A 12,958-nucleotide genomic window follows, 5' to 3' on the forward strand; every position below is an offset into this window, starting at 1 on the left:
AGCCGGCATCTTCAGCCGCGAGTGAGCACCGCTTCTCTCAGGCGCGCCACGAGATCGGCGCTGTCCTGGACCGAGCGGCGGGTGAGCAGCACGGTGGCCAGGCTGCCGTGATCGGCCCAGGCGCAGACCACGACGGTGGCGCCGTCGTCACGGCCGACGCCGCAGCTCTCGTGCGCGCCGAACTCGCCGAGGTCGAACTCGCGAACGTCGGAGAGCTTGTACTCGTCGGCGACCTGTTCGAGGTGGGCGCCGACGTCGTCGCCCGGGTTGAGGCGGAAACCGGTCGTGCCGAAGACGGTGACCCGCTTGCCGCGGTCGTCCTTGTACTCGCCGGCGAAGCTGTCGGCCCCGGTGTCCTGGGTGTCGCGCAGCTGAAGGTCCGCGAAGGACTCCGGCAGCACGGCGGTGACCGGGTACTGGGCCGACGAGAGCCGGTAGGCCGCGAACGGCGCCCCGCAGCAGCAGGCGACGCTGAGCAGGCTGAACAGCGCCAGCCGGCGTCCCCACCGCCGCTTCCGCCGAGGTGGCGGAGGCAGCGGCCGGGCCGGTTGGCGCGGCGCCCAGGGCGGGGGAGCGGGCAACGGCCCTCGGCCCGGCGGCCCGCCGGGACCCCCGGCCGGGGGCCTGCTCGGCGCTCCGGCCTGGGGCCTGCTCGGCGCTCCGGCCTGGGGCCTGCCCGGCGCTCCGGCCTGGGGCCTGCCGGTGGGAAGGGTGGGTGGCGCGGCCTGGCGCTTGGCCGCTTTGCGGTCCCGCCGGCGCTGCTTGGCGGGCTTGGGCGGCAGCGGCGGCCCCGTCACCGGGCGCGACCCGGCCGCCGGGTACGGCCCTGCAGCCGGGCCGGCTGGGACTGGGCTGGCCGGGACCGGACTGGGCGGGACTGGGCTGGCCGGGACTGGGCTGGCTGGGACTGGGCTGGCTGCGGCTGGGGCGGGCGGGGCCGGCTGGGCCGCGATCGGTGGCCGGTGGGTGAACGTCGGTGGCTGTGGCGCTGCCGGCGGCTCGGTCCTCGTCGGAGACGGGGTCTCGACCTGCGTGGGCGGCAGGGGGGACTCGGGAACCGCCGGGAACGGGTCGAGCGGGGTGTCGTAGTCGGCCCACGGGTCGACCGCCGGGGTGGCCAGGCGGTCGTCCTCCGGCTCGGTGGGGCGCTGCCACCACCGCTTCCTCGGCTCGGGCGGTACCACGGCCGCGGCCCCGCTCCAGCGGGCCGGCGCGTCCACCGTGGAGGGTTCCGCGCCGTCCTCGAGCCGGGTCGGGTCGGGCATCCCGGCTGCCGGCGTGGTGTCGCCCGGCTGCTGGTCGGCCATCCGTCGATCTCCTTCGCTGCCGGTGGTGATCTCCGGCGAGGGGTCTTGTCCCAGGTTAAATGCGGTTCGCCACCCCGGAAGATCACGACGAAGGTGAAACCGCATGCAAATGCCGGACAACCAGGGCGATGTGCGGAACGCTCTGGAGCCGTATGGTTACCGGGACATGAGAACGACACAGAGAAACGCCGTCACGTTGACCGGCAACGGCACCGGTCAGCCGATGGTGTTCGCACATGGCTATGGCTGCGACCAGAACATGTGGCGCCACGTCGCTCCGGCCTTCGCGGACAACTATCGGCTCGTCCTCTTCGATCACGTCGGCAACGGCAAGTCCGACCTGTCGGCGTACGACGACGATCGCTATTCGACCCTCGGCGGCTACGCCGACGACCTCCTCGAGATCCTGCACGAGCACGACCTGCGAGACGTGGTCTTCGTCGGCCACTCGGTCAGCTCCATGATCGGCGTGCTGGCCGCGGTCAAGGAGCCCGAGCGGTTCGCCAAGCTGGTGCTGATCGGCCCCTCCCCGCGGTACATCAACGAGCCGGCCGAGGATTATGTCGGCGGCTTCAACCGGGCCGACATCGAGTCGCTGCTCGACTCACTGGACAGCAACTATCTCGGCTGGTCGAGCACGATGGCGCCGGTCATCATGGGCAATCCGGACCGGCCGGAGCTGGGCGACGAGCTGACGAACAGCTTCTGCCGCACCGATCCCGAGATCGCCAAGAAGTTCGCGCGGGTCACGTTCCTCTCCGACAACCGCGATGATCTGCTCAAGCTGCGTACCCCCGCCTTGATCCTGCAGTGCTCGGATGATGTGATCGCTCCCGACACCGTCGGCGACTACGTTCACAAGCACACGGCGAACAGCACGCTGGTACGGCTGAACGCCACGGGGCACTGCCCCAATCTGAGCGCACCGGACGAGACGATCGACGCCATGAAGGCCTGGCTGTAAGAAGCGGACCGTGAGTGATCCTGGTGGCCCGGACGTGACGCAGGAACTGCGTCTGCCCTGGGACGAAGACCCTGACGACCTGTACGAGCACGCGCCGTGCGGGTACCTGACCACGCTCCCCGACGGCACGATCGTCCGGGTCAACCAGACCTTCCTGACCTGGACGGGGTACACGCGCGGGGAGCTGGTCGGGCATCGGCGTTTCCGTGACCTGCTCAGCTCCGGCGGGCAGATCTATCACGAGACCCACTACGCCCCGCTGCTGCGGATGCAGGACGAGGTGCACGAGCTGGCTTTCGACGTGGTCTGCGCCGACGGCCGCCAGCTGCCGACCCTGGTCAACTCGACGCTGGGCCGGGACGAGGCGAAACAGCCCCGCGCGATCCGGACGATGATCTTCAACGCGACCGAGCGGCGGCAGTACGAGACGGAGCTGCTGCTCGCCCGCCGGATCGCCGAGGCCTCCGAGCGCCGGGTCCAGGTGCTCCAGAAGATAGTGGCCGACCTGTCGGCCGCGCCGACCGAGGCCGAGGTGGCCGAGTCGGTGGTGCGGGCGCCCGAGGCCGCCTTCGGCGCCGCCAGCAGCAGCATCTATCTGGTCGACGCCGAACGTGACCAGATCGTGGCCGTGGCCTCGACCGACCCGACCACCGGCAACTGGGACGACATGCCGCGCTCCTCACCGCGCGCCGTGGCCCGGGTCGCCGAGCGCGGCGACCTGCACGTGGTCGGCTCCATCACCGAGGCCAAGCAGCACTTTCCCGACCTGGTCGACTCGATGCGGCGGTCCGGGCGCAACACTGTCGTTTTGTTGCCCTTGACCACCGGACCTACCGACGAACACGCCGGCATCCTCACGCTGGGCGTGCTCGCCTTCAGCTTCAAGGGCGAGCACAAGCTCAGCGACGGCGAGCTGCGCGTGGTCCGGCTGCTCGGCCAGCAGGCCGGTCAGGCGCTCGACCGGGCCCGGCTCTACGACGACGTCCGCCGCCGCGAGGAGCGCAGCCAGTTCCTGGCCGAGACGACCGGCGCGCTCGACGAGGTGTACCGGCTCGAGCCGCGCATCCGCCGGCTGCTCGACCGGCTCGTGCCCGAGATCGCCGACTGGGCCGAGGTGCGCCTGCAGGTCGGCGCCGTGCCGATCGAGGAGACCAAGGGCAGCCCGGCGCCCGACCCCGAGCTCCTGCAGAAACGCCTCGGCAAGGTGGCCGCCAGCGGCGAGGCGATCTTCCCGGTCGAGGACGACGTGCTCGACTGTTCGGTGCTGCCGCTGACCGCGCGCGGGCTGGTGCTGGGCACGCTGGCGCTGCGGATGGCGCCGGACCGGCGCGACGCCGCGGCCGAGCGGGTCTTCCTCGGCGACCTGGCCGACCGGGCCGGGCTCGCGCTGGAGAACGCCCGGCTCTACGAGCAGGAGCGGCAGATCGCCCGCACGCTGCAGCGCAGCTTGCTCGCCGGCGACCTGCCCAGCGGCGACAACCGGTTCGCGGTCGAGACCTTCTATCAGGCGGCGGCGCAGGACCTCGAGGTCGGCGGCGACTGGTACGACGCGTTCCTGATCACCGTCGACAAACTGGCCGTGGTGGTCGGCGACGTGGTGGGCCGGGGCATCGACGCCGCCACCACGATGGGCCAGCTGCGCAGCGCGGTCCGCGCGCTCGCCTCGAACGAGGACGGCCCGGCCCGGCTGATCGAGAGCCTCGACCGGTTCTGCGAGCGGGTCGAGTCGGCCCGCATGGCCACTGTGGCGTACGCCGAGATCGACCTGAACACGGGCGAGATGGCGTACTGCTGCGCCGGTCACCTGCCGCCGCTGCTGCAGGAGCCGGCCGGGTCGCCGGAGTTCCTGATGCACGCGCGCTCGGCGCCGATCGGCAGCCGGGCCGGCGACATCAGCCGTAAGGAACACCGCCGCCGGCTGACCGCCGGCAGCCGCATGCTGCTCTACACCGACGGCCTGATCGAGCGGCGCAGCCGCCCCATCGACAAGGGCTTCGAGATCCTGGCCCGCGAGTACGCGAGGCGGCGCGACGCCCCGCTGCCGGGCCTGGCCGCCGGGCTGGCCGACACCCTGGTCGGCAAGGACCACGCCGACGACGTCTGCATGCTCTGCCTCACGCTCGGCACCGAGGAGCGCATCGAGCGCACCATCGGAGCCGACCGGATGCAGATCGCGCTGCTGAGGGCCGACCTGCGGGGCTGGCTGGTGGCGCACGGCGTCGGCGCCGAGTGCCGCGACGCGGTGCTGCTGGCCTGCTCCGAGGCGGTGGCCAACGCGATCGAGCACGGTTACCGCGACGACCCGTTCGGCATGATCGACGTGGTCGCGACGGTGACCGCCGACGCGGTCGAGGTGCGGGTCACCGACCGCGGCACGTGGCGGGGGCCGCTCGCCGACGTCTCCCGCGGCCGCGGCCTTCAGCTGATCCGGGAATCGATGGACCAGGTGCTGTTCGACCGCAGCGACGGCACCACGGTCACGATGAGGCGCAGCCGCGGAGAGGACGACGAGTGACCGACCAGTGGGTCAGATTCTCGAAGTTCGGCGATGCCGAGCTGGTCAGCCTGACCGGCGAGATCGACCTGGCCAACGCCCCCGACATCGGCAAGGCGATCGTCAAGCGGATCCAGTCGGCCGGCAAGGTGCTGATCGACCTCACCACTGTCTCGTTCCTCGACAGCGCCGGCGTACGGCTGCTGGACGCCTTGGTCGGCGACCTGTCCGATCATGGGACCCCGACCCGGCTGGTCGTCGGCGAGCGCGGGGCCGCCCGGATGACGCTGCAGCTGTGCGCCTTCCGCGAGGACGTGCTGGCCACCGATCTGGACCGGGCGGCGGCGGATCTTTCGGGATAGCCGCGTACCCTGGAGCCCCATGAGCGTGAGTTCCGTCTTCCCGCAGCTCGAGCAGCTGCTGCCCCGGGTCAGCAAGCCGATCCAGTACGTGGGCGGCGAGCTCGGCGCCGTCGTCAAGGACTGGGACGAGACCACGGTCCGCTGGGCCCTCATGTACCCCGACGCGTACGAGGTGGGCCTGCCCAACCAGGGCGTCCAGATCCTGTACGAGGTGCTCAACGAGCAGCCCGACGTCCTGGCCGAGCGCACGTACGCGGTCTGGCCCGACCTCGAGGCGCTGATGAAGGAGAACGGCGTCCCGGCCTTCACCGTCGACGCGCACCGCCCGGTGCGGGCGTTCGACGTGCTGGGTCTCTCCTTCGCCACCGAGCTCGGCTACACCAACATGCTCTCCGCCCTCGACCTGGCCGGCATCCCGCTGGACAGCGCCGACCGCACCGAGGACGACCCGATCGTCCTGGCCGGCGGCCACGCCAGCTTCAACCCGGAGCCGATCGCCGACTTCATCGACGCCGCCGTGCTCGGCGACGGCGAGGAGGCCGTCCTCGAGATCACCGGGATCATCCGGGAGTGGAAGGCCGAGGGCCGCCCCGGCGGCCGCGACGAGCTGCTGCTGCGCCTCGCGCGCACCGAGAGCATCTACGTCCCGCGGTTCTACGACGTCGACTACCTGCCCGACGGCCGCATCCAGCGCGTCGTGCCCAACCGCCCGGACGTGCCGTTCCGGGTCGCCAAGCGCACGACGATGGACCTCGACGCCTGGCCGTACCCCAAGAAGCCCCTGGTCCCGCTGGCCGAGACGGTCCACGAGCGGTACGCGGTGGAGATCTTCCGCGGCTGCACCCGCGGCTGCCGCTTCTGCCAGGCCGGCATGATCACCCGCCCGGTCCGGGAGCGCTCGATCACCACGGTCGGCCAGATGGTCAAGGAGGGCCTCGAGTTCTCCGGCTTCTCCGAGGTCGGCCTGCTCTCGCTCTCGTCGGCCGACCACTCCGAGATCGGCGACATGTGCTCCGGCCTGGCCGAGCAGTACGCGGACACCAACGTCTCGCTGTCGCTGCCGTCGACCCGCGTCGACGCCTTCAACATCGACCTGGCCCAGGAGCTCTCCCGCAACGGGCGGCGCACCGGCCTCACCTTCGCCCCCGAGGGCGGCTCCGAGCGGATCCGCAAGGTCATCAACAAGATGGTGACCAAGGAAGACCTGATCCGGACGGTCGTCACCGCGTACGGCAACGGCTGGCGCCAGGTGAAGCTCTACTTCATGTGCGGTCTGCCGACCGAGACCGACGAGGACGTCCTCGAGATCGCCCAGATGGCCCACGAGGTCATCCGGGCCGGTCGCGAGGCCGCCGGCACCAAGGACATCCGCTGCACGGTGTCGATCGGCGGGTTCGTGCCCAAGCCGCACACCCCGTTCCAGTGGGCCCCGATGGAGCGCCCCGAGGTCATCGACGCCCGGCTCAAGATGCTCAAGCAGGAGATCAACAGCGACCGCGGGCTGGGCCGGGCCATCGGCTACCGCTACCACGACGGCGAGCCTTCGCTGATCGAGGGCCTGCTCTCGCGGGGCGACCGCCGGGTCGGCGCGGTCATCCGCCGGGTCTGGGAGAAAGGCGGCCGGTTCGACGGCTGGAGCGAGCATTTCTCGTACGCCCGCTGGGTCGAGGCCGCGGCCGAGGTGCTGCCCGGCTTCGGCGTCGACCTCGACTGGTTCACCACCCGGGAGCGCGAGCAGCTCGAGGTCCTGCCCTGGGACCACCTCGACTCGGGCCTGGACAAGGACTGGCTCTGGCAGGACTGGCAGGACTCCCTCACCGAGTACGAGCAGGACGACTGCCGCTGGACCCCGTGCTTCGACTGCGGCGTCTGCCCGTCCATGGACACCGAGATCCAGATCGGCCCCACCGGCAAGAAGCTGCTGCCCCTGACCCCGGTCAAGAACACTCTGCAGGTGTCGGCCTGACATGGCGCCCAAGAATCAGCCCGTCGGCGGCCAGGCCCCGGTCGTCCAGCGCGTCCGCCTCCGCTACGCCAAGCGCGGCCCGCTGCGCTTCACCTCCCACCGCGACTTCGCCCGCGCCTTCGAGCGGGCGCTGCGCCGGGGCGGGGTGCCCATCGCGTTCTCGCAGGGCTTCACCCCACACCCCAAGATTTCGTACGCCAGCGCGGCGCCGACCGGGGTCGGCAGCGAGGCCGAGTACCTGGAGATCGGCCTGCAGGCGGAGGTGGACCCGGAGAAGCTGCGGGTCGCCCTCGACGCGGCCCTGTCGCCGGGCCTCGACGTCCTCGAGGCGGTGATCGCGCGGGAGGGCGGCGGCAGCCTGGCCGACCGGATCGACGCCTCACACTGGCGCCTCGAACTCCCCACTGTTGAATCGGCCACGGCCGCCTCGGCCGTCAAGGCGTTCCAGGATGCCGAAGAAGTGCTGGTCGAGCGCATGACAAAGCAGGGCAAGCGCACCTTCGACGCCCGCCAGGCAGTGACTCGCATCGCTGTGACGCAGCAGTCCGACCTACCTTCCGGGGCGGACGGCACACCGTGTGCGATAATCGACCTTGTCGTACGACAGGTGACGCCCGCCGTGCGACCCGATGACGTCCTTTCCGGCCTGCGCGCGGTAGCGGGCCTGGAGCCGCCGGTGCCCCCGCGGGTGACCCGGCTGGCCCAGGGCATGCTCACCGCGCAGGGGGAGATCGTCGATCCGTTGAACGCGGATCGCGAACCAGCCCTTCCTGGGTAAGGACGCCTCCATCGGAGGGCGCTAGCTACTGCCGGCGTCCCTTGACAGACTTCGGAAGCCCGCCGCTAACCCGGCGGGACCGAAATACTTGCGGCGACCCTGCGTGGCAGCGCTCAAACGCGCCCGGGGCCGCCAGAACTGGAGAGCGCCCCATGCTCGATAACGAGCCCCGAGACAACTCGGGAGACCAGGGCGGTGAGCAGGGCGGAGCAGTCACTCCGCCCGACGCCACCGCAGCCACCACTCCCGCGCGCCGCACGCGTGCCCCGCGCCGCAAGGCCGCGGCCCCGGCGGCCAAGCCACCGGCCGACGCCCCCGGCGCCGAGCCGGGCGCGGCCACCGAGGCCGCAGCCGCTTCCGGCGGCGCTGCGGCTCCGGAGAGCGCTGCCGTTTCCGGCGGCGCTGGTGCTTCCGGGGGCGCTGCCGCTTCCGGGACCGCTGGTGCTTCCGGGGGCGCTGCCGCTTCCGGGGATGCTGCCGCGACTTCCGGTGACTCGATAGCCGCGGCCGCCGAGGCCGTCACCTCGCCGGCGGCCGAGGAAGCCCCGGTCAAGCCGGTGAAGCGGACCCGCCGCAAGGCCGCGGCTCCCGCTGCCGCGCCCGCGGCCGCCGCTGAGGATCCCACTCCGGCCGAGGTGCCGGCGGGTGAGGCCGCTCCGGCCGCCCCGGTGAAGCGCACCCGCCGCAAGAAGGCAGCCGCTCCGGCGGCGGCCGAGGCGCCCGCCGCCGAGCCGGCCCCGCTCGAGCCGGTCGTCGCCGAGGTGGCTCCGCTCGAGCCCGTCGCCGAGACGCAGGCCCAGGCTCCGGCCGCGGCCCAGGCTCCGGCCGCGTCCGCCGCTGAGACCTCAAGCCCCGCCGCTGCTGGTGAGACGTCGGTTCCGGCCGCGAATCTCGTCGCGGGCGAGGAGCCGGCCGTCGAGGAGCCCGAGGCCGAGGAGTCCGAGGAGGCCACCGTCATCGGTGTGCTGCCGCTGGACGCCGACTTCGTCGAGGAGAAGCCGGCGCCGCGTAGCCGCCGGCGGGCCGCCGCTCTGCCGCCGGCCGTGCTGTTCATGCCGCCGGACCCGACCGAGGCCGAGGCGGCGCCCGCGCCTGCCCGCCGGTCCCGGCGGGGCACCGCCGCCGTTCCGCCGGCGATCGCACCCGAGGTCGCCGAGACCGAGGCCGAGGCGCCCGCGCCGACCCGCCGTACCCGTCGCGGCGCCACCAGCGTGCCCGCGGTGACCGCGCCGGAGACCGCCGACGAGCCGGTCGGCGAGGCCGAGGCCGAGGTCGCCGACCTGCCCGTGGTCGAGGAGCCCGCCGAGGGGACCCGGCGCACCCGCCGGCGCCGTCGCGGCGCCGCCGAGGAGCAGCCGGCCGAGGTCGAGGCCGTCGACACCGTGACCGAGCCGGTCATGGACGAGGCCGACGAGAGCGCCGACGACGTCGAGGACGGCGTCGACGACGACGCCGACGATGACGACGACTCCGCGAGCGGCCGTCGCCGTCGCCGCCGGGGACGCCGCGGCCGCGGCCGTGGCAAGGGCCCGGCCGACGAGGCCGACCAGGACGAGAACGACCAGGACGACGAGGACTCGGACGAATCGGGCGCCGAGGCGTCGGCCGACGAGGACGACGACGAGACCGACGGCGAGGGTGTCACCCGCCGCCGGCGCCGGCGGCGCCGTAAGGGCTCGAGCGGCGACGGCGAGACCGGCGGCATCGAGGACGGGGTGCACACCGTCGTGCGGGTGCGCGAGCCGCGCCGTACCGATGAAGTGCAGGGTGTTTCCGGCTCGACCCGGCTCGAGGCCAAGCGCCAGCGCCGGCGTGACGGCCGTGAGCAGCGCCGCACCCGGCCGCCGATCCTGAGCGAGTCGGAGTTCCTGGCCCGCCGCGAGGCCGTCGACCGGGTCATGGTCGTGCGCCAGAAGCCGGACCGGATCCAGATCGTCGTGCTCGAGGACGGCGTGCTCGTCGAGCACTACGTCTCCCGCAGCACCTCCGGCACCATGGTCGGCAACGTCTACCTCGGCAAGGTGCAGAACGTGCTGCCGAGCATGGAGGCGGCGTTCGTCGACATCGGCCGGGGCCGCAACGCCGTGCTCTACGCCGGTGAGGTCAACTGGGACGCCACCGGCCTGGAGGGCCGGGCCCGCTCGATCGAGCAGGCGCTGCGTTCCGGCGACTCGGTGCTGGTCCAGGTCACCAAGGACCCGATCGGGCACAAGGGCGCCCGGCTGAGCAGCCACATCGCGCTCTCCGGCCGGCACCTGGTCTACGTGCCGAACGGCAACGCCTCCGGCATCAGCCGCAAGCTGCCCGACAACGAGCGCAAGCGCCTGCGGGACGTACTCAAGAAGCTCGTGCCGGACGGCGCGGGAGTCATCGTCCGGACCGCCGCCGAGGGTGCGAGCGAGGACGAGCTGGCCCGCGACGTCAAACGGCTCCAGGCCCAGTGGGAGGACATCCAGCGCAAGGCCGCCGACGGCCACGCCCCGGCCGCCCTCTCCGAGGAGCCCGACCTGGTCATCCGGGTCGTCCGGGACCTCTTCAACGAGGACTTCCGCGAGTTGATCGTGCAGGGCGACTCGGCCTACACCGAGCTGGAGAACTACCTCGAGTCGGTCTCGCCCGACCTGCTCGAGCGCATGCACCGCTACACCGGCGTGGGCGACGTCTTCGCCGACAAGCGGATCGACGAGCAGATCCTCAAGGGCCTGGACCGCAAGGTCTTCCTGCCCTCGGGTGGTCACCTGGTCTTCGACCGCACCGAGGCGATGACCGTGGTCGACGTCAACACCGGTAAGTACACCGGTGCCGGCGGCAACCTCGAGGAGACGGTGACCCGCAACAACCTCGAGGCGGCGGAGGAGATCGTCCGGCAGCTGCGGCTGCGCGACCTCGGCGGCATCGTGGTCATCGACTTCATCGACATGGTGCTGGAGAGCAACCGCGAGCTGGTGCTGCGGCGGCTCACCGAGTGCCTGGGCCGCGACCGCACCAAGCACCAGGTCACCGAGATCACCTCGCTCGGCCTGGTGCAGATGACGCGCAAGCGGATCGGCGCCGGCCTGCTCGAGGCGTTCAGCGAGACCTGCGACCACTGCAAGGGCCGCGGCGTGCTGATCCACACCGAGCCGGTGCCGGAGAAGCGCCCGAACGGCGCGGCCAACCAGGTCAAGGCGGTGGCCGCGGCCACCACGACCGCGCCGCCGGCGCCTCAGCAGCAGCAACAGCCGGCGAAGGAGGGCAAGTCCCGCCGTCGCCGGGGCGGCGGCGAGAGCGCGCCGGTGGCCGAGGCGGCCGTGGTGGAGGTCGAGACTCCGGTCGAGACGCCGCTGGAGAACCCGCCGGCGACGCCGACCGAGGTCGTCCTCAGCGAGCCCGGCGAGAGCCCGGTCGCGCTGGTGGCCGAGCTGCCGCCGGTCCACGGTTCGGGCATCGTCACGCCGGGGGCCAAGCTGACCGCGGCCGAGCCGGACGACGACTACGACATCAGCGGGTACGACCTGTCGCGTTACGCGGAGCCGGAGCCGGAGCCCGAGACCGAGCCGCTGCGCCTGACCGGCGCGGACGACCCGGACGCGGCCGACGACGAGGACGAGGACGCGGCCGACGACGAGGAGCCGGTGGGCGCCGGCGCCGGGCGGCGCAGGTCGCGCCGCGGCGGCACGCGCAGGCGTACCCGTCCCTGATCAGAAGTGAGAGAGGGCGGTTCGGTAAAGAAAGTTAACTACCGAGCCGCCCTTTTCCATCGACGTCGGTTACCCTCGCGGGATCGATCCCCGTTCCCCCGAGGAGACCGAGTCCCCCATGCGTTTCTCTCTTCCGGCCGTCGCGGCCGTGGTTCTTGTTTCCCTCGCCGCCTGTTCGGGTGGTGCCGCTGATCAAGGGAAGACGCCGGCGTCCCCGGCCCCGCCGGCCCCGGCCGACCCGTCGGTCGCGGCCTCGGCCGACGCCGCCCTCAGTGCCGACACCCAGGCCATCTGTGCCCAGGCGGGCCGGGTCAGCACGACCTTCGGCGAGACCTTCATCGCCGACCTCAAGCTTCAGATCGACGCCGCGAGCCAGGGCGCCGCGGCCAAGCAGCAGGCCGACCAGAAGATCGAGCGGGACGTGACGAGCTACTCGTACGCCCTGGCCGACATGGCCAAGCTGACCACCGACCCGGCGCTGAAGAAGGCGCTGACCGACATGAGCAAGCAGGTGACGGCGCTCAAGGGCGATCTCACCAAGATCAACGCTGAGAAGATGTCCCAGATCACCGGTACACTCGACAAAGCGTGCGGAAAGGGCTGAGCCTCGTCCCCGGTTTGGGGATGGGCCCCCTGATGAAGTACGCTTTCGGACGGCGCTTTTTCCAGCGTCGTGTTCCCGTGCCTGACAATCCGGGACCAGCAACATCCGCCAAGCAGTGCCTTTCGCTGCGTAAGTCTCAGGGAGTCCGCGTCCGATGTACGCGATCGTCAAGACCGGCGGCAAGCAGTACAAGGTTGCCGAGGGCGACGTGATCGAGGTCGAGAAGCTCGTGGGTGCGCCCGGCGATGCCTTGACGCTCGCCGCGGTCCTCCTCGTCGACGGTGACAACCTGGTGACCGATGCGGCCAAGCTTGCCAGCGTGACGGTGTCCGGCGAGATCGCCGAGCACACCAAGGGTCCGAAGATCCGGATCCACAAGTTCAAGAACAAGACCGGCTACCACAAGCGCCAGGGTCACCGCCAGCCGCTGACCCGCGTCAAGGTGACCGGCATCAAGAGCGGGAAGTAAGGGGCGGATCACTCATGGCTCACAAAAAGGGTGCTTCCAGCTCGCGCAACGGCCGTGACTCCGCCGCTCAGCGGCTCGGTGTCAAGCGGTTCGGTGGCCAGCTGGTCAGCGCGGGCGAGATCCTGATCCGTCAGCGTGGCACGAAGTTCCACCCGGGCGAGCTCGTCGGCCGTGGTGGCGACGACACGCTGTTCGCCCTCGCGACCGGCAACGTCCTGTTCGGCACGAAGCGTGGTCGCAAGACCGTCAGCATCGTTCCGGCTGCGGAGTAAGTTTTCAAGAAGCGGGCCGCGGACCCTCGGGGTCCGTGGCCCGCTTTCTTTTTTGTTCTTCA

At 71.6% G+C, this 12,958-nt stretch carries 10 protein-coding genes; 9 read left to right on the forward strand and 1 reads right to left on the reverse strand.

Going from position 1 to position 12,958, the window contains the following annotated elements; all coding sequences use genetic code 11:
- Nucleotides 1-11: 11 nt before the first annotated feature.
- Entirely contained in the window at nucleotides 12-1,307 is a 1,296-nt protein-coding gene (locus tag AB0C26_RS24465) for a hypothetical protein (protein WP_360251713.1), read from the reverse strand.
- Between the two features lie 166 nt (nucleotides 1,308-1,473).
- Between AB0C26_RS24465 and AB0C26_RS24470 the strand changes: the two genes are divergently transcribed.
- The 9 genes from AB0C26_RS24470 (at nucleotide 1,474) to rpmA (ending at nucleotide 12,896) form a co-directional block, all read left to right on the forward strand.
- A complete protein-coding gene (locus AB0C26_RS24470) occupies nucleotides 1,474-2,271 on the forward strand; it encodes an alpha/beta hydrolase (RefSeq protein WP_360251716.1) in 798 nt (265 codons plus the stop codon).
- Between the two features lie 10 nt (nucleotides 2,272-2,281).
- Nucleotides 2,282-4,786, forward strand: coding sequence for a SpoIIE family protein phosphatase (locus AB0C26_RS24475; RefSeq protein ID WP_360251719.1), 2,505 nt, complete (start codon nucleotides 2,282-2,284; stop codon nucleotides 4,784-4,786).
- Nucleotides 4,783-5,127, forward strand: a complete 345-nt coding sequence (locus AB0C26_RS24480) for an STAS domain-containing protein (protein ID WP_360251722.1) — start codon at nucleotides 4,783-4,785, stop codon at nucleotides 5,125-5,127. The genes AB0C26_RS24475 and AB0C26_RS24480 overlap by 4 nt, the downstream gene beginning before the upstream one ends.
- 19 nt (nucleotides 5,128-5,146) lie before the next feature.
- Complete coding sequence (locus AB0C26_RS24485; RefSeq protein ID WP_360251725.1) at nucleotides 5,147-7,093, forward strand: TIGR03960 family B12-binding radical SAM protein; 1,947 nt, start codon at nucleotides 5,147-5,149, stop codon at nucleotides 7,091-7,093.
- A gap of 1 nt (nucleotide 7,094) precedes the next feature.
- Nucleotides 7,095-7,871, forward strand: a complete 777-nt coding sequence (locus AB0C26_RS24490) for a TIGR03936 family radical SAM-associated protein (RefSeq protein ID WP_360251728.1) — start codon at nucleotides 7,095-7,097, stop codon at nucleotides 7,869-7,871.
- A 152-nt stretch (nucleotides 7,872-8,023) separates the two neighbouring features.
- The gene (locus tag AB0C26_RS24495) at nucleotides 8,024-11,551 is read left to right on the forward strand and encodes an Rne/Rng family ribonuclease (protein ID WP_360251731.1); all 3,528 of its coding nucleotides are present in this window, start codon (nucleotides 8,024-8,026) and stop codon (nucleotides 11,549-11,551) included.
- Nucleotides 11,552-11,669: 118 nt separating this feature from the next.
- On the forward strand, nucleotides 11,670-12,155 hold the full coding sequence (locus AB0C26_RS24500; RefSeq protein WP_360251734.1) for a hypothetical protein: 486 nt from the start codon (nucleotides 11,670-11,672) through the stop codon (nucleotides 12,153-12,155).
- Between the two features lie 154 nt (nucleotides 12,156-12,309).
- Nucleotides 12,310-12,624, forward strand: a complete 315-nt coding sequence (gene rplU, locus AB0C26_RS24505) for a 50S ribosomal protein L21 (protein WP_360251737.1) — start codon at nucleotides 12,310-12,312, stop codon at nucleotides 12,622-12,624.
- A 14-nt stretch (nucleotides 12,625-12,638) separates the two neighbouring features.
- Nucleotides 12,639-12,896: a 50S ribosomal protein L27 gene (gene rpmA, locus AB0C26_RS24510; protein WP_097320297.1), complete on the forward strand. Its 258-nt coding sequence runs from the start codon at nucleotides 12,639-12,641 to the stop codon at nucleotides 12,894-12,896.
- The last annotated feature ends 62 nt before the right edge of the window (nucleotides 12,897-12,958 follow it).

The organism is Actinoplanes sp. NPDC048796 (assembly GCF_040650035.1).
Lineage (GTDB): Bacteria > Actinomycetota > Actinomycetes > Mycobacteriales > Micromonosporaceae > Actinoplanes.

What these genes read in the sequence shown, in the direction of transcription:
- AB0C26_RS24465 (WP_360251713.1), bottom strand. Translation starts at nt 1,307, where the DNA reads ATGGCCGACCAGCAGCCGGGCGACACCACGCCGGCAGCCGGGATGCCC.
- AB0C26_RS24470 (WP_360251716.1), top strand. Translation starts at nt 1,474, where the DNA reads ATGAGAACGACACAGAGAAACGCCGTCACGTTGACCGGCAACGGCACC.
- AB0C26_RS24485 (WP_360251725.1), top strand. Translation starts at nt 5,147, where the DNA reads ATGAGCGTGAGTTCCGTCTTCCCGCAGCTCGAGCAGCTGCTGCCCCGG.
- AB0C26_RS24490 (WP_360251728.1), top strand. Translation starts at nt 7,095, where the DNA reads ATGGCGCCCAAGAATCAGCCCGTCGGCGGCCAGGCCCCGGTCGTCCAG.
- AB0C26_RS24495 (WP_360251731.1), top strand. Translation starts at nt 8,024, where the DNA reads ATGCTCGATAACGAGCCCCGAGACAACTCGGGAGACCAGGGCGGTGAG.
- AB0C26_RS24500 (WP_360251734.1), top strand. Translation starts at nt 11,670, where the DNA reads ATGCGTTTCTCTCTTCCGGCCGTCGCGGCCGTGGTTCTTGTTTCCCTC.
- rplU (WP_360251737.1), top strand. Translation starts at nt 12,310, where the DNA reads ATGTACGCGATCGTCAAGACCGGCGGCAAGCAGTACAAGGTTGCCGAG.
- rpmA (WP_097320297.1), top strand. Translation starts at nt 12,639, where the DNA reads ATGGCTCACAAAAAGGGTGCTTCCAGCTCGCGCAACGGCCGTGACTCC.